General features: G+C 58.5%; 14 protein-coding genes. 4 read left to right on the top strand and 10 right to left on the bottom strand.

Annotated features, from left to right (window positions below):
- Nucleotides 1–63: 63 nt before the first annotated feature.
- From K1W69_RS19665 to K1W69_RS19655, 3 genes are read right to left on the bottom strand one after another with little or no spacing between them, the layout of a single operon-like run.
- Complete coding sequence (locus K1W69_RS19665; protein ID WP_220230155.1) at nucleotides 64–1,050, bottom strand: SMP-30/gluconolactonase/LRE family protein; 987 nt, start codon at nucleotides 1,048–1,050, stop codon at nucleotides 64–66.
- A complete protein-coding gene (locus K1W69_RS19660; RefSeq protein ID WP_220230154.1) occupies nucleotides 1,047–3,017 on the bottom strand; it encodes a multicopper oxidase family protein in 1,971 nt (656 codons plus the stop codon). Before K1W69_RS19660 ends, K1W69_RS19665 begins: the two co-directional genes overlap by 4 nt.
- Before the next feature lie 50 nt (nucleotides 3,018–3,067).
- The gene (locus K1W69_RS19655) at nucleotides 3,068–4,894 is read right to left on the bottom strand and encodes a cytochrome-c peroxidase (protein ID WP_220230153.1); all 1,827 of its coding nucleotides are present in this window, start codon (nucleotides 4,892–4,894) and stop codon (nucleotides 3,068–3,070) included.
- Between the two features lie 309 nt (nucleotides 4,895–5,203).
- Here K1W69_RS19655 and K1W69_RS27520 point away from each other — a divergent pair, with 309 nt between their 5' ends.
- Nucleotides 5,204–5,665 carry a transporter substrate-binding domain-containing protein gene (locus K1W69_RS27520; RefSeq protein WP_220230152.1) on the top strand — a complete coding sequence of 154 codons (462 nt, stop codon included), beginning with the start codon at nucleotides 5,204–5,206 and terminating at the stop codon, nucleotides 5,663–5,665.
- Between the two features lie 33 nt (nucleotides 5,666–5,698).
- Nucleotides 5,699–5,989 carry a transporter substrate-binding domain-containing protein gene (locus K1W69_RS27515; RefSeq protein WP_220230151.1) on the top strand — a complete coding sequence of 97 codons (291 nt, stop codon included), beginning with the start codon at nucleotides 5,699–5,701 and terminating at the stop codon, nucleotides 5,987–5,989.
- 143 nt (nucleotides 5,990–6,132) lie between these two features.
- Here K1W69_RS27515 and K1W69_RS19640 read toward each other — a convergent pair whose 3' ends face one another.
- Nucleotides 6,133–8,142: an alpha/beta hydrolase gene (locus K1W69_RS19640; protein ID WP_220230150.1), complete on the bottom strand. Its 2,010-nt coding sequence runs from the start codon at nucleotides 8,140–8,142 to the stop codon at nucleotides 6,133–6,135.
- Between the two features lie 140 nt (nucleotides 8,143–8,282).
- Nucleotides 8,283–8,765 (bottom strand): CPBP family intramembrane glutamic endopeptidase, encoded by a 483-nt coding sequence (locus K1W69_RS19635; RefSeq protein ID WP_220230149.1) that lies wholly within the window; start codon nucleotides 8,763–8,765, stop codon nucleotides 8,283–8,285.
- A 550-nt stretch (nucleotides 8,766–9,315) separates the two neighbouring features.
- Between K1W69_RS19635 and K1W69_RS19630 the strand changes: the two genes are divergently transcribed.
- Nucleotides 9,316–9,636, top strand: coding sequence for a hypothetical protein (locus K1W69_RS19630; RefSeq protein ID WP_220230148.1), 321 nt, complete (start codon nucleotides 9,316–9,318; stop codon nucleotides 9,634–9,636).
- A 92-nt stretch (nucleotides 9,637–9,728) separates the two neighbouring features.
- Here the strand turns inward: K1W69_RS19630 and K1W69_RS19625 are convergent, their stop codons facing one another.
- The 4 genes from K1W69_RS19625 to K1W69_RS19610 all read right to left on the bottom strand — a co-directional run bounded on the left by K1W69_RS19625 (nucleotide 9,729) and on the right by K1W69_RS19610 (nucleotide 13,498).
- A complete protein-coding gene (locus K1W69_RS19625) occupies nucleotides 9,729–10,997 on the bottom strand; it encodes a carbohydrate porin (RefSeq protein WP_258571223.1) in 1,269 nt (422 codons plus the stop codon).
- A 246-nt stretch (nucleotides 10,998–11,243) separates the two neighbouring features.
- Nucleotides 11,244–12,026, bottom strand: coding sequence for a fumarylacetoacetate hydrolase family protein (locus tag K1W69_RS19620; protein WP_220230147.1), 783 nt, complete (start codon nucleotides 12,024–12,026; stop codon nucleotides 11,244–11,246).
- A gap of 90 nt (nucleotides 12,027–12,116) precedes the next feature.
- Nucleotides 12,117–13,028: a cytochrome c gene (locus tag K1W69_RS19615; protein ID WP_220230146.1), complete on the bottom strand. Its 912-nt coding sequence runs from the start codon at nucleotides 13,026–13,028 to the stop codon at nucleotides 12,117–12,119.
- A 29-nt stretch (nucleotides 13,029–13,057) separates the two neighbouring features.
- Nucleotides 13,058–13,498 (bottom strand): c-type cytochrome, encoded by a 441-nt coding sequence (locus K1W69_RS19610; RefSeq protein WP_220230145.1) that lies wholly within the window; start codon nucleotides 13,496–13,498, stop codon nucleotides 13,058–13,060.
- Between the two features lie 210 nt (nucleotides 13,499–13,708).
- Between K1W69_RS19610 and K1W69_RS19605 the strand changes: the two genes are divergently transcribed.
- A complete protein-coding gene (locus tag K1W69_RS19605; protein ID WP_220230144.1) occupies nucleotides 13,709–14,401 on the top strand; it encodes a chorismate--pyruvate lyase family protein in 693 nt (230 codons plus the stop codon).
- Nucleotides 14,402–14,490: 89 nt separating this feature from the next.
- On the opposite strand, the gene K1W69_RS19600 is transcribed toward K1W69_RS19605, so the two are convergent.
- Entirely contained in the window at nucleotides 14,491–15,246 is a 756-nt protein-coding gene (locus tag K1W69_RS19600) for an SDR family oxidoreductase (protein WP_220230143.1), read from the bottom strand.
- Between the last annotated feature and the right edge of the window lie 92 nt (nucleotides 15,247–15,338).

Here is a 15,338-nt window from a genome sequence, read left to right as displayed (position 1 = left end):
ATCGCCGCAAGGAGGCGATGCCTGAAGTCATTCAGAAAGCCCTGGATACAGCTCGAGCAGCTGTCATTCATCTATTTCCGTGCGCCATATGGCCGTGTCGGCTGTCGAGAAATAGGCGTCCCCATAGGCCGTAACGTTGAAAGCGCCGCCCGGTATCGGGAAAAGGGCCACGAATTCACCTTCAGGCGTGTACTGCCGCAGACCATCGCCGGCCGCTACAAACAGGTGGCCGTCGGACGTACGGGTGATGAATCCGTCCGGAATGCCGACGGGAACCGACAGAAGCGTTCTGATTTCCCCAATTCGGTCGGGCGCAAGCAGCGGAGCCGCCAGTATGTGGTGCGTGCTGTCGGCGTCGTATGGATGTCGGCCGTCGATCGCGTCGGTGTCCCCGATATAGAGTATGTTTTCGTCGGGCAACAGCGCGAGACCATGCGGGCGGGCGGACTCGGTGGTCAGTCGCACGGTGCGTCCATTGGTCGGATCATGCGCGTAAACAGCCATTGGAACGACGGGATCGTGCTTGAAACCCTGATTGTAGCCGTAGTCCGGGTCGCTGAAGTAGATCCAGCCATTCTTCGCCTCAATCGCCTTGTTCGGCGAGTTCAGCGGCTTGCCCTCGAAATCGTCGACGAGCACCGTTCTTCCACCGTCTGCCAGTGATATGCGGGTGATGGCGGCCGGCGTTTCGCGGGTTCCCTGCTCGGCGACCAGAAGCGCCTCGCCATCGCGCGTCAACCACATGCCGTTGGCCATATTGCTCCGCTCGACAAAAGTCTCGACCTCTCCTGTTTCGAGATCCACGAAACGGATCGATATGAATGTGTCGGAAGCCCCGAAGTCCGGCTTCGATGTAAAATACAGGCGATTTTGATGCGGAACGATCACCGGTCCCTCATGGGCGTCGGTTTCAACGAAGATTTCGTGCGTCTGATCCGTCTCGCCGGCGATCACCGTTTCTGTCGCAAACAGTGTCGATGCGAAGATGACGGCGATCACAAGGCGCCAGGACCTGTATTGCGATCCCCGGCGTTGAAATAACGGTGTCATTTGCGCCCCCCGTGATGGCCGGCGGGCATTACGCCGCCCTTTCCGTCAGACAGCACGAATTCGATAATCTGCATCATGCCCTGGTCCTCGTGATCGAGGATATGACAGTGCATCACCGCCTGTCCGATATAGCGGCGATAGGTTGTCCTGACCCTGATCTTATAGGTCGTATCGCCAGATTTGGCCGGGTTTTTCACCCAGATCGTATCCTTCCAGACGCCCTTCAGACCACGAAACTGTGGATCGATCGTTCCCGTGTAATTGTCGATCGCATCCGGTCCCGAGACATCGCGCCCATCCGGATCAAGCACCTCCACGATCTGGAATGGATTGGTGTGGATGTGATGCGGATGACCGTCCCAAGTCGTCGACAGCACCCAGTCCTCGACTGCTCCAAGCGTCAGATAGCGCACATCCGCCGGATCGAAGACCTTTCCGTTTATTTCGTAGCGAACCGGGTTGGTGGTCAGATCGATGTTGTAGACGACTTCCTGCAGGCCATCGATTTCTTCCTCAAGCAGGCTGTTGTGGGGGCTGAACCGCGTAAGACGAAGCCCATCCTGCAAATCGGCGACGATGTCGTCACCAATCTCCCCGGCAATATTGGCTTTGGCCGCAGCGACGAGAACGGATCTGAGCGTCTCCGCTCCAGTCGGCGCGGTGTCTCCATCCGCGACGTCAACCACCGCAATCACCCGCGGCGGCGCCGCCTGGTCCTGCGAGAGCCCTTCGCCCGGTCCATCTTCCCCGTCCAGGACGCAGTAGCGTCCGGGCTCAGGAAAAGCGACGAGAGCGTCCCAGCGGTAACCCGGCTGCATTACGACGTCCGGACTTTCTCGCACCCGGTCCATCGTCAACCCGTCGGCGGCGACCAGAAAAACCGGAATATCCGACCCGATACAATGTTCGTCGATAAAGGCGGTCATATCGGAGGCGCTGACATTGCGCGGTTCGGGCGCTCCCTCCCGCATCTTGTGGATTTCAAGCTTGACGGTGTCACGCACGCCGGCGTGGATCATCCGCCAGCGTTCGAATACGCCGGTCTTGTCCACGCGAATGGTCGGAACGACCACCCCGTTGATCGAGGTGTGGCGAAGAGATTCCAGCCATACGCCGCCGCCGAACTGGTTTGGCGGCGCGGGCCCCAGATAATGCTCGACTCCGCCAACGTCGCCGTTGTCGCAGATCCACGCGCCTTTCGCGTCGTCCGCAGGTTCGGTCTTGATCCGTCCATCCGCGTCCCGACAGGCATAGGCGAGCTGCTGGAAAACGAGGATGCGTTCGCGAAACGGCAGCGCGTCCGTCGGCTTCAGAAGCAGATCGAGATCTCCTGAAGCCTCCCGCGTTGGCGCCCGCTCGCCACGAACGATCAGCGCGCCGCCCATTCCGCTGGACACTTGCAGCGCAGTCGAGCCATGCAGGTGCGGATGATACCAGAACGTTCCTGCCGGGTGATCGCCAGGGATGGCGTATTCATGGTCGAACGACATTCCCGGACGAAAGGTCAGCAACACGTTGTCGCTGTTTCCGGCAGGGCTTACAAACAGGCCATGGGTATGGAGATTGGTGCTGTTGAAGCAGTGCGGAATGTTGATATTCGACGGCATCGCTTCGCAACTGGGATCATCCGCCGGAAGCTGGTTCTCCAGATGAACCCGAAGCGTATCTCCTGGCCGGACTTCGATCGTGGGTCCGACAAGTCCCTCGGCTTCAACGCCCGGCGACAGGTAGGATCGCAACCGGACATTGTCGCTTTTCTGAGAATTGGGATTCCAGATCTCGCCATCGCGATAGGCGACAGTCAGTCCGAGCGACACATCCTGGCGACCCGATGTCCCTGGATCCGGCGCCCGCGCTGCAACCGGGGGATCCACCAGATCGACCGCGCCGGACGGTCCTGCCTGCGCCGCGACGCCAATGAGCGCAAGCGCCGGGAGGAAAAAGCTTTGTTGCAATCTGGATCGCATGGGCGTCCCCCACCTTTTGTTTTGAACCTGCGCCGGAACCCTTGCCCGGACTATTGTATTGGAGGTTCCGGAACAGGATCGACCCCGCATACACGCGCCGAACATGACGGAAGATCCGGCGTTGCGATCAACGTCTCGTTGCCTTGTGTCGCAGCAGATCCGCCAGTGCGGCACGCGCCAGTGAAGATATCCCTGTTTCGATAAGGGGCGGTGTATCCATCGCTCAGCGTTTCCAGAAACGCCACCAGCTGGTCTTCTTCGCGGTCGCTCAGACCCAGATCGCCGATCGTCTTGTCGACATTGTTTGGCACTTCCGGCGTCGGCCAGCAATCGACCTTTTCGGTTGTGCCCGCCGGACAGTGCCCGGATGTCACCGGATAGGCGTATTTGTCTCTGGTGTTGTAGAAATGGACGAGCTGCTTCAGGCTCTTGATATAACCATTGTGGAAAAAGCTTTTCTGGAAATAGGGAACGGGATCGCCATTCGCATCGACCCGCCCCGCCTCCGTCGTCGGACAGCTTGTTGGCGTCAGCGCCGCATTGCGGGCCGTCACTGTCTGAAAGGCTCCGTCAAATTCCGGCGCGAGGTCAATCCAGTCGGCGTTCGGGTTCACGCCGTTCACGCTCCGCAGGAAGTTCCCCATGCCCAGATCGCGATGTCCGAAGCCGGCGGGATTCGGCGTGAAGCCGTAGCCATCCGCAGTGTCCTCGTAGAAGAGCGGCAGACGCGGATTGAGAGGAAGGCCGATATTGACATAGGTCTTGTCCGTAAACAGCGGTGCAAGGTCCACATTGCCGCCGGTGTCGGCCGCACCGTCTGCGAGCAAAGATGATCGTCCGTCGAGATGGCAGGAATTGCAGTTTCCCTTGCCGCTGAACAGGTCGTAACCTGCTTTCTCGTCCTGCGTCATAGTGTAATCACCCGCCAGAAAGGCGTCGAATTTCGACGTGAAAGGGCTGACACCCGGGCCGGACTGATAAAACGACAAAGACTGTCCCCAGTGGTCAAAGGCGTTGTCAGCCTTCAGTCTGTCGTCAGTGCTGAGCTTCACGGGCGTCATGTCTGAGCCGAAACGCTCGGCGCCAGCGGGCGTCGTGCATATGTCCTCCACATCGGAAGGCCATGCGATGTCGAGCGAGCCTTCGCCCCAGACCAAATCGAACAGCTCACGAAAGTCTGACTGGTCGATCCGGTACACGATACAGGCGATGTCCGGCATCCCCATCTCGCCGGCGCTGACCGGAGGGTCAGTCGCCTGTTCGGCGTTCGGGTTCTGCAACAGCAAGCCAGTGGCGCGGCCGTCCCAGAAATTGCCGCCGTAGAAATCCTGCTGAGTCGCATTGTACTGCAGCACGGAAAAAAGCGGCGCATAGGTGTAGCGCATCGGAATACGGTCAACGCTGCGAAAATGCGTTGAGCCCGGATATGCGGACATTGTCAGATTCACCGACTGGCTCGATCCTGAAAAGCCTGAATACGGCATATGGCAGAAGGCGCAGGCCTGGTTGCCGCCAACTGAAATGCTTTCGTCATAATTCAAGAGTTCGCCCAGCAGGCTCACGGCCTTGTAGCCGGTGTCGCCAAGAACCAGGGGATTGCCGTCTTGTTTCGGCGCATCCATCGCCATCCATTCCGCGATTGCGCGCTGGTAGGCGACCGCCACCTCGCCGCGGACACGCTCGATTTCGGACTTGATATCCGCCGGCAGGATACCGGGCGGATAAGGCATGTAGACCTTTGAGCTACCGCCTTTTGAGGTTGCCGGCTGATCGGCGGCGTAGGCGCACTGAAGAAGTGCGAGGATTGCCAGCAGTCCCACAGCTTTGCTGCCGACACGCCTTTGTAATGTCAGTTCGCGGCGTTCTTGCTTGTCCAAGGCAGTCACCCCCTGTCGCGTATCTTGTTGCTCAAAACCGCCAACGCTCCGAAAGCCTTATCGGTATTGCTACCGTAACAGCAACCCAGTGTAGAGCATATGTGAGGCATATCACAATGAAGTTGTACAAACATCTCAAATGAGAAATGCGCAAATTCTGTATTCCGTCACAAATTCATCAATGAGTAGATTGCTTACCCAAAACACTGGAGGCGATGCTTGACCAACTCATGGAGCGGTTTTAAGTGACAAAAACCAATAGTAGAATTATTACTCTCAAAAAAACGAGAAATTGCATTGGAGGACACAGTGACTGCTCTTGTACGCTTCATCTGTTTTGCAGTTCTTTTTTTGGGGATCGCAGTCAACGCGGAAACAGCTCAATCGAATGATCGGCTCACCATCGGCGTTTCCTACGATATCCCTGGCATGGGCTATAAAAACCCTGAAACCGGTGAGATCGAAGGATTCGAGCCGGACGTCGCCAGGGCTATAACGGAAAAAATACTCGGCGCCCCCGACCGCGTTGACTTCGTGCAGGTCCTCGACAAAGACCGTATCCAGGCGCTCCAGGACGGGACCGTGCAAATGGTTGTCTCACAGCTGACCATAACGCCGGACAGGGCTGCGCAGGTGGACTTTTCCGAGCCATATTATGTCACCGGAGAAGGTCTGCTCGTGCCCTCGGACAGCGGCATTTCGAGCTTCGAGGACCTTGCGGGCAAGCGCATCGCGGCAACCGCCGGCTCCCTCTCGCTAAGACGCATGTGAGCGTCCCTTCCCTCGCTTCCCGGTGCGACACTGGTGATCACCCCAACGAGCAGCGATACGCTTGTCGCCGTCCAGAACGACAAGGCAGACGCCGCGTCCAACGATCTGATCGACTTGAAGTTCCTGCAAGCCGCTTCGGCTCATCCCGATCGATATGACCTGATTGATATCGGTGCGCACTTTCAGCCGAAACCATTCGGCGTCGCCGTAAAGAAAGGCGACAGTGCGCTGGTGGACAGTATCAACAAGGCGATTGCGGAGCTGAAATCGAGCGGCGAGATCGACAGATTGCTCAACAAGGCTGTTGAGGATGTAAAGCAGTAATCCGTTTCACCGCGATATCGAAGATTTCCCGAACGATTTCGGCGCTTTGCGCCGGCAGTGCCCAGCTGAACGATGCCTTGCAATATTCGCCGATCGGAACGTTTTGACTTTCTGCCGACCGCAAGCCGCCGGTCGCTTGTGCACTAATTCTCGACCCACGGCGCGATGTAAAATGTTGGTTTCGCGCTCTCCGCGCACCGGTTGTCAAGCCTGCGTCCGGGATTGTTGATGAATGCAACGCCCATGTCGATGGCGCATTCCTGATAGACAATGGCCCCGTGGCCAGCCTCGGGAATGATGAAGGCCTGGCCGTTCGACAACGTCCTGACCGCTTCTTCGGCCCAGCTTGCTGCCGTTTGCGTGTCCCATGTACTGCCCAATGACAGCGTCGGGATGTCGCTGACGACCGGATCGTGGAACCCGGCGCGAGGCTTTGCTTCGAACTGTTCGCATTTTTCGAAGAAATCGGCTGCCCCCGCATCCCATTGCGTTGGACCCAATTGCGGATAATCCAGAGATCTGGTGAGCTCCCGGTAGTTCTCAATCGAATTGTAGGGCAGGTCTTCCTGACAAGCGTAGATCGTCAGATGGGCGTCCGAAACAAATTGCTTCTCAGTGCGACCAACAGAGGTGCGAACCATGTCAAACGAAGTGTTGACCTCCTCCTCCGTCATGGCGCTGATCAATGCCGACAAGCGCTGTTGTCCGTCGCCTTCAAAATGCTTGCGCACGAAATCCTGCAGGCGTTCTTTCGACGGTTCGGCATTCTGCAATGCTGCAAGATCCATGAGGGCCGCAATCGCGCGGGATCTGTCGGCAAAGATCGGGGTGCTGGCCTTGATCAGCTCCGCATCGAACAGTTCGGCAAGAGGACCAAGTTCGCGATGACGGCGCAGGACGCCCTTCAACTCGTCGATGGCCAGATCCATTGCCTCGCTGCTATCGCTGAACAAGCCGGTATTGGCGAGCGCGATCTGGAGGATTCGTTCCTGCTCGTCGTTCAGTCTCGCAACTTTGGCCGCCGCGCTCACCTCCTCTGCGCCCGGTCGCTCGAACGCGATGTGCGGTTTCCCGTCAACCAGCTTGAATTTGTCGAGAACCATCGTCAATGTCGGCATGTCGCCGCCATTGACGATCTCGTAGATCATCGCCGGAATGTAGGCGGTGTAGCTTGCGTACTGGTAGTTGCCGTTGCGGAGGGAGAAAATTAGGCCAACGTAAAATGGCGGCATAGGCTCCCCATCGATGATCACTTCGCCGGCAGCGGCCCTGGCATAGGCTTCCGTGATCTTTTCGCCGAGATCCGGATAGGCCTTGTTGCAGGACTCGTCCGCCTTGCATTCTTCCACAAGAGTGATCATCGCCTCGTTTTGCGGAACGGCCAGCGTGTCGTAGAGGTGAACGGATGGCGGCGCTACGCCATCCAGCACAACTGCGCGCAGTCCTTCGGGATGCTGCCGCATGACTTCGAGCGACAGTTTCGTACCATAGGAAATGCCGTAGAGATTGAACGTTTCGTAGCCGAGCGTCCTGACGATCGCCGCCACGTCACGGGCATTCTGTTCGGTGTTGTAATATTCCAGGCCGATACCGGCGGTGCGCAGTTCCTCGATGCATTGGCCAAATGGGTCTTGCCCGTTTTCACCCTGCGTTTGCCCGGAGTCCTCTGTTGCAATTCCGATGATATCGATGATGTTGGCCGTCATCGCGTCATAGCAGTCGCTGGAGCGCGCTGACAGGCCGGCCGCACGCTGGTCGAACATGACGATGTCGCGATTGGCGCGCCATTTGTCAAAGAGCTCGGCAAACTTTTCAAGACCACCAAGAAGCCCGGCGCCCGGGCCGCCGTGCAAATGCACCAGAGGATCAGGTTCCGGATATAGGGAATGCGACTTCAGCACAGTGAAGACGATATCGATTGTGTTCTCGCCGGGCGTCGCGTGGTTCTCGGGTACTTTCACCGTACCGCAAATGATTGTCTTTCCCTCGATCTCATACCGTCCGATCGGTCTGGGACAAGCCGTTACGGCTACCGGAAAGGCCGGATCGGAGCCGCCGTTCTCCAGACCGGGAAAGGCCGTCGTGTCGTCCGGGCCGCCGACGAGCGCCAGCAACAGGACGATTATCTTGTCATATTCGGAGAGAATGAACATGTCGGTCCTCGTGCTACTATGATCGGATGTGAAAGGTGCGAGTTACTTTCTATTGGCGACGTTTGGTCCGGCGGGCGCCGCCAAAAACCATTCGGTGTGCATGTCACTCCTCCCCTTTCCGCCCCCGGCCTAAACCTGATTTAGCCGGTATCGGCAGAACTCGCGCCCGCTGCGAATATCGAGACAGCGAACATCATCCAGTCGTTGACGATATGGGCTCCTGTGGAGACCAGGATGTTCTTGGTGATGATATACGGCAAAAGCAGCACAATCCGTGCGACGCCGACGCCCATAAGCGTTTGGGGAACGTTCCAATCATATGTCGGCAAGTGCGCGGCCGCGAAGATGATCGCAACGAGCAATGTCGCGATGATCACTGCAGTCTTCCGGCTGAAGGAACGCCGCGCAACAAGCCAATATAGAATTGCAAGGAACGGCAGGATCGACATCACCTCTTCGCCGAAGAGCTGGATTGCGGTTCGAGCAAGGAACAGAACAAGGGCGCCGCCGCTCTGCGTGGCCGCGGAACCGACCGCATCATTGGCGGACGTCTCCATCACGCCGATCATGATGGAACCGACGACGAACGTGATGGCGATATTGAGAATGGCAAAACCAACCATCCAGAATCCGTCTCGAACCCTCAGAGGCCTGAAAATGGCAGTCCAGGCGCCCCCGGATACGAAGGCAAGTGCCGCCAGAGGGAGGACGCAATAAAGGACAGCAGGCACAAAATTGCTTACTGACCCGCGCAGAAATGGCGGCGGAAAAATGAGCGCGGCGAAGCCAACTGCGACGCCAAGCATCACGAGCCACCATTGAGCGCTCGTCAAGGCAACCGGAGCCCCCCTGTAGAAAGGAAAATCATCGCCTTTACGCTCAATCCGGAAGTAGCTTCCAGCCAAGCTCGCATCGCCAGACCCACCGGGCATCAGATAGGATCCTTGTTCCCGGTTAATAGTGAGATCTAAAAGAATATCATACTCTGATATGATGCGATATCCGGCACGCAGAAATATCCATAGTTGAAACGGGAAGTTTCATGCTGTTTTATTTCGATCCAGCGCCTGATGATTTATGTGATATTCGGAATGAGGCCAGGAAAACGTGGAGAATGTGAATTCTGGAATTCTATTCTTATTTCGCGTAAGTTATTGGCTAAACGCTATACTATTGTTTATCGCATCCGGTCTGATAACTGCGAGCTTCTTCATCGCTGACCGGCCTCCGTCTTCTCCATCCTTCTGGTCCATCGGCGTCGTTGTCAGCAGCATCCTCGTGGCGGTTGGACTTCTCGTGCTGGGAATCCAGCGGCGGACTGCTGCAATCGCGCAACTGCTTCCAGAGGGGAAAGACGCGACCGGTATCACCGTCCAGCTACGATTTCTGTTGATCTATCTGACGATCGGCGGATTTGCGTTATGTATTGTAATGGTGGTGATCGTCTTCGCGGTAGTCTCGCGAGTTGCGGAAGGGTTCGCCGTGTTTGGTTGAACGACGAGAGTGTGGGAAGACCTGCCGCGCGTCTTGTTTCAACAAAATCTCAGACCCAACGCCAGACCTCTTCCGTGAGTGAGCGCTCGCACCTAGAAGTCGATCGACGCTTCGAAGCCGAACACCGCTGCGTCGGGAATCCCGCCGCCATTCGGCCTGAACACGTACTGGAAATCCGGCGTGATATAGGTGGATTTCGAAATCTGGAACCGGTGATTGATTTCCAGAACGGTCTCGGCGCTTTGCCCCGGCAGGTCCTCGCTGAACGATCCAACATAGAGTGCGACGGCTGTAACATCGTTCTCGCGCCCGTCGAACAATCCCGTGTAATAGGCGCCGCCATAGATGCTGAAGGGCAGCGTGTTGATCTGCTGGTCTGGAGCAACGACCACCGTCGCCCAGGCCGTCAGCCCCTGGTTTCCGTTGCCGCCGGCTTCGCGGTAGAGCATCTGCTCGGCGATGGCGTAGAAACCGTAATTGCCCGACTTCGTGCGCGTCGAATCCGAAAGATACGCATAGTCGCTGCTGTCATAGACGCCGCCGAGCACATAGCGGCCCCGCAGCCAGCTTGAAGAACTGTCCTGATTGGTCGAAACGCCGATCTGGGCGAGATACAGCACGCCGTCCTGCGGATTGAACCGGAAGTCCACGCCGTGCATGTCGTCGTCCTGAACGGAAGGGTCCGCATTGTAGGCGCCGGCCACAACCGAAACGTTGTCCGTCGTCGCCAGCTTCACCCGCGCGCCCCACTGCGTGTACGGAGGCGTTGTAAACGACGGAAAGTTCTCGAGTATGCCCGTCGGATTTCCGTTCACCGCGGCGCTGACGTAATAGTCGTAACTGTCGGCTGTGGCGAAATCGTCGCCGGCGGCGAGCCGTCCCACGGCGATCTGCAGCCTGTCATGGAACAGGGACTGTTCGAAATAGAGCTGATCGAGACGGGCGACGGCCCCGGCGAAAGCCTCCGCGACGCCGAAGATGTTTCCGATCGCGTCGACCGACAGATCGCGTCCCTGCTGTATCGAGGCGCCGGCGTAAAGCGTCAGCCCCTTGATGTCGAAGAGTTTCTCGAAGTCGAAGACGACCGATCCGTAGAGACCCGATGCATAGGCGGTTTCCTGACTCGTCCCGCCGGTCGGATTGCCCAGCAGATCGCCGGTGTAATTCAGCGAGAATGTCACGCCCTGATCCTCGAGCCGCGTTCTTGCGCCACCCCAGTCTCCCGTCGCCGTCTCCCACTCCAACCAGTCCGTTTCGGTCGGCTGAGCATCCTGGGCGACCGCTCCACTGCAAAGGCACGCAGCGATGGCGCCGACAATCAGCCGCATTCCGACGGTTCCGGTCACGGAGTGCTCTTTCATGGCGGCGGTCCTCGCCCCTGTATGCAATCGGAAAACGAGTCTTGAAACTGGCGCTTGAAGACATCAGACTAATTATAACGATGACACCGGTCAATGTTTCCACAACTCATGATTGTTAACGGGAAGCCATCTGAGCAACAATGAGGCGAGCCTCGGCTGGGACACACCGCCCTTGAGGCCTGTCAGCCGTCCGCCCGACAGCAGACGGCTCCTGACGTCATTCACCGGCAAGGCGAAGCCGTTTCCTCACACGAACTGGACAGCGACGGAGCCGAGCGGACCGAAGTCGGCGTGCAGCGTGTCGCCCTTGCTCGCCCAGACCGGACGGGTAAACGAGCCTGAAAGCATCAGCTGCCCAGGCTCGAGCGTCGTTCCGAAAGGTCCAAGCTTGTTGGCGAGCCAGGCGATCGCCATCGCCGGATGTCCAAGCACGCCCGCAGCAATGCCGGTCTCCTCGATTTCCGAATTGCGATAGAAAATCGCGCCGACCCAGCGCAGGTCCACGTCCTCCGGCCGCACCGGACGACCACCGAGAACGATGCCGGCCGCCGCGCCGTTGTCGGCCACCGTGTCGAAGATCTTGCGCGGCTCCGTCACCCGCGCGTCGATGATCTCGATCGACGGCACGACCCATTCGGTCGCCCGCATGACGTCGACGAGGCCGACGCCTGGCCCTTTCAGCGGCTCCTTCAGAATGAAGGTGAGCTCCGGCTCGACGCGGGGCACGCAAAATGTCTCGAACGCCACCTTCGCGCCGTCCTGCAGCACGAGATCGTCGAACAGATAGCCGTAATCCGGCTCATCGATCTTCGAGGACGCCTGCATCGCCTTGGACGTGAGACCAATCTTGTGACCGACGATCTTGCGTCCCTGCCGCACCCGTTCTTCGGCGACGCCGGAGGATATCGCATAGGAATCCTCGATTTCGATGTCGGGAAACATTTCCGACGGGCGACGTCCCTGCACCTTCGTGCGATGACTTTCCAGGAGGGAGGCGATCGCCTCCGCGCGCTGTTCTTCACTTAGCATGCTGACCTCGGAGCTTTATGCAGACATTTCGAAGCTCGGAATAGAGTTCGATCGTTGAGACCGCAAGCGGAACGGCGAAGACAGGTTTTGTCAATAGCCGTCGGGATGCCCGGGAATGGCCTTGAGGTAAGCCGCGACCGCCTCTCGGTCGGAAGCCGGCAATTCGGCGAAATTCTTTTGCACGGCCACCATGGAGCCGCCGACGGAATCGAAATCAGGCGTGAAGCCGCTTTCCAGATAGTAGGCGATGTCGGCGGCGCTCCACGACGCCACGCCGCCGTCCGGCGTGATGTTGGGAATGACGCCCGGACCGTCGGGATTCGGGGCGCCGGAAAGCCAGGCGGCGCGTTTCAGTCCGCCGATCATGTCCCGCGGCGTGTGGCATTCGCCGCAATGGCCCGCCCCCTCGACGAGATACTGGCCGCGCGCGACCTGTTCGTCGGCGCCGGCGAGGTCAACCACCGGCCCATCCTTGAGATAGAGCATTTTCCACAGTCCCAGGCCGCGGCGAATGTTGAAGGGAAACGGAAGGTCATGCCCGAGCGAAGCCTCGCTGCTGGCGGGCAAGGTCTGCATATAGGCGAACAGGTCGTTCAGGTCCGCCATCGTCATGCGGGTGTAGGACGTATAGGGAAAGGACGGGTAGAGATGTTCGCCGCGCGCGCCGACGCCGGCTTTCATCGCGTTGGCGAAATCGGCGAAGCTCCAGCCGCCAATTCCCGCGTTCGGATCGCTGGAGATGTTCGGCGCATGGAACACGCCGAAATCGCTTTCGATCGCAAGCCCGCCGCTCAGGATCAGCTTGTCCTCGCCTTCGGCGTCAGGCGCGGCGTGGCAGGATGTGCAGCCGCCGGCGAGAAACACCTGGCGGCCGCGTTCCGGATCCGGGTCGGAAAGACCGTCGAAGGCCGATTGCGGGAGTGGGCCGGGAGCGCTCAGAAACCAGAGAACGACGGCGGCGATAACCGCCAGCACAATCAGGCTTCCGATAATTTTGCGCATACAAACTCCCGAATCAATTCAGACCCTGATCAGCTGTTCTTCAGGCGATAGGTTTCATGGCAGGACGCGCAGTTCTTGCCCACCATACCCAATTTCGCGCCAAGCTCGCTGGCGTCGTCGCCGATGCTGTCTGCGGCTGAGGCTGCGTCCGCCTTCAGTTTCGCAACACGAGCGTCGAAATCATCGCGGTTGGTCCAGATATCGGGATGCGCCTCGGTGTCGAATCCCGTTTCCGATCCTTCCGGAAACTGCTGACCGAACTTCTCGGCTGATTCTGATATAGTGGTAAAGGCCTGCTTTGCGGCGGCGGCGTCATATTCCGCCTCCCCCTTGGCCATTTTGGCGAGCGACCCCATGGCGCCCCCGATCTGTTTCATCGTCATCTGCCGTTCTTCCTGCGGTTCCGCGGCATAGGCGATGGTAGCCGTGGTCATCGATACGGCTAGGATAAGAGCAATCCCTGACTTCATGTCGCACTCCTTCTTGGCGATTAGAATTGTTACAATATCGACAGTTATCGCCAAGGAAACTCACACTTTTTTGAAGGGACGAAATAAACGCCGGCAAAACGGACTGCGACACGCCGGCGCTACCTCCTCTTTCTTTCGGGGACAGCACGGAATTTGATCGAATCACTGATTGAACACGCCTGTCGGGATGTATAGGTAGACTATCGCTTAATGAAACTGGACCTTTACATGCTCGACAACGGACGGCGGCAACCGAACTATTCCGAAAACACGAACGACGGCGAAGAAAAGCTGGAAATCGGTTCTTGGTACGATGTGTATGACTGGTCGCTGAAGCTGGCGCCGCCGAAGATCGGTCCCTGGGTCACTGAATGCCACTCCATGACCAAGACGCTTGAAGCCAGTTACAATGGCGACGTCAAGGTCGATCTCCTGTCCGAGCGCCTTGACGAAACTTTGCCCTCCGAACGCAAGATACTCGGCGAGAACGTCAAAGAGGGACGGATAAGAGAAGTCATCCTGAAAATACGCGATCTGCCGGTGCTGACCGCCCGCACTGTCATTCCGGTCGCAACCTTTGACGAGATGCAGAAGACCTTCGTGGAACTCGGCACGAGGCCGCTCGGCAACGTCCTGTTCGAGCTCAAGGACGTCCGCCGCAAAACGGCCGAAATCGCGGCGCTCGATTTCGACTACCCGCTGCTCGGCTCCATCCGGGAACGGTGCGGATTCACCGACGCCGACATTCCTTTCTGGGGACGGCGCAACCTGTTCTCGCTGAGCGGCCTGCCCCTGCTCCTGACCGAAATCTTCCTGCCGCCGTCCTTCGCAGAAGGCGCCGACATTCCCGATCCGGTGATCAGGGAAGAATTCCGCCGTCCGATTCCGCTGCAGCGGGACTGATACAAGCGGCCCACCCCTGCCCCTGATGGCGGCCGGTGAGCCGTCATCCATGCGCCCGCGTCGAGACGCGGGCTATATTTTCGTGACCGTCAACCGCCATTCGCCCACGCGATTGCGTCTGCGCCGGCCGGCAACGGGCTCGGGCAATCGGGATCGGTCGCCGCCCGCCAGATTGCTTCCGCAACATCCTGCGGTTCGGTCGTTGGCCCCTCGGGCGCCGCGCGCATGCGGGCCAAAATGCTCTCGGCGAAATCCGCATAAGGTTCGGGAAAACCGCCCTCGTCCTTCATGCGCGCCTGGGCGGTTTGTGAAAACCGCGTCGTCATTGCGCGCCCGGGCAAAACGGTGCAGGCGCGGATATCGAAAGCCGCGAGTTCGATGGCGACCGATTCCGTGAAGGCGTTGATAGCCGCCTTGCTGGCTGTGTAGATCGAGAGCAGCGGCAGGGACTTCAGCGTCACGCTTGACGAGACGTTGACGAAGACGCCTGATTTTTTTGCCCGGAACTGTGGCAGGACCGCCTGCATCATGGCCATCACACCGAAGGTGTTGGTCTCGAAAATCTCACGGATGGTGGCGAGAGGCGTGCCTTCCAGCGCATTCATCCAGCCAATTCCGGCGTTGTTGACGAGAACGTCGATCTCGCCCGCTTCCGTCACTGCGTTCTCTATGCTTTCACTATCGGTGACATCAAGCCGCAGCAGCCGCAAGCCGTCCGCCGCCGGAAGGACGGCCGGATCGGGATTGCGCATCGTGGCGACGACAGTCCATCCCCGATCGAGAAAATGACGCGCGGTCTCCAGGCCGAATCCCGAAGAACAGCCGGTAATCATGACAGTATTCATTGTGTGACCCTTTCACTGGACAACGATAACGCGTCGGAATATGGACACACGGGATCGGACTATCTATAATTTATAGTCCATGATTCATTATA

The sequence above is a fragment of the Flavimaribacter sediminis genome (assembly GCF_019492055.1).
GTDB lineage: Bacteria > Pseudomonadota > Alphaproteobacteria > Rhizobiales > Rhizobiaceae > Flavimaribacter > Flavimaribacter sediminis.
The sequence above is the reverse complement of the archived record's forward strand: the minus strand, read 5'-3'. Positions and strand labels throughout refer to the sequence as shown.

Excerpts from the sequence above, each read along its gene's own strand:
- K1W69_RS19665 (WP_220230155.1), bottom strand. The coding sequence starts at position 1,050 with ATGACACCGTTATTTCAACGCCGGGGATCGCAATACAGGTCCTGGCGC.
- K1W69_RS19660 (WP_220230154.1), bottom strand. The coding sequence starts at position 3,017 with ATGCGATCCAGATTGCAACAAAGCTTTTTCCTCCCGGCGCTTGCGCTC.
- K1W69_RS19640 (WP_220230150.1), bottom strand. The coding sequence starts at position 8,142 with ATGTTCATTCTCTCCGAATATGACAAGATAATCGTCCTGTTGCTGGCG.
- K1W69_RS19635 (WP_220230149.1), bottom strand. The coding sequence starts at position 8,765 with ATGGTTGGTTTTGCCATTCTCAATATCGCCATCACGTTCGTCGTCGGT.
- K1W69_RS19625 (WP_258571223.1), bottom strand. The coding sequence starts at position 10,997 with ATGAAAGAGCACTCCGTGACCGGAACCGTCGGAATGCGGCTGATTGTC.
- K1W69_RS19620 (WP_220230147.1), bottom strand. The coding sequence starts at position 12,026 with ATGCTAAGTGAAGAACAGCGCGCGGAGGCGATCGCCTCCCTCCTGGAA.
- K1W69_RS19615 (WP_220230146.1), bottom strand. The coding sequence starts at position 13,028 with ATGCGCAAAATTATCGGAAGCCTGATTGTGCTGGCGGTTATCGCCGCC.
- K1W69_RS19610 (WP_220230145.1), bottom strand. The coding sequence starts at position 13,498 with ATGAAGTCAGGGATTGCTCTTATCCTAGCCGTATCGATGACCACGGCT.
- K1W69_RS19605 (WP_220230144.1), top strand. The coding sequence starts at position 13,709 with ATGAAACTGGACCTTTACATGCTCGACAACGGACGGCGGCAACCGAAC.
- K1W69_RS19600 (WP_220230143.1), bottom strand. The coding sequence starts at position 15,246 with ATGAATACTGTCATGATTACCGGCTGTTCTTCGGGATTCGGCCTGGAG.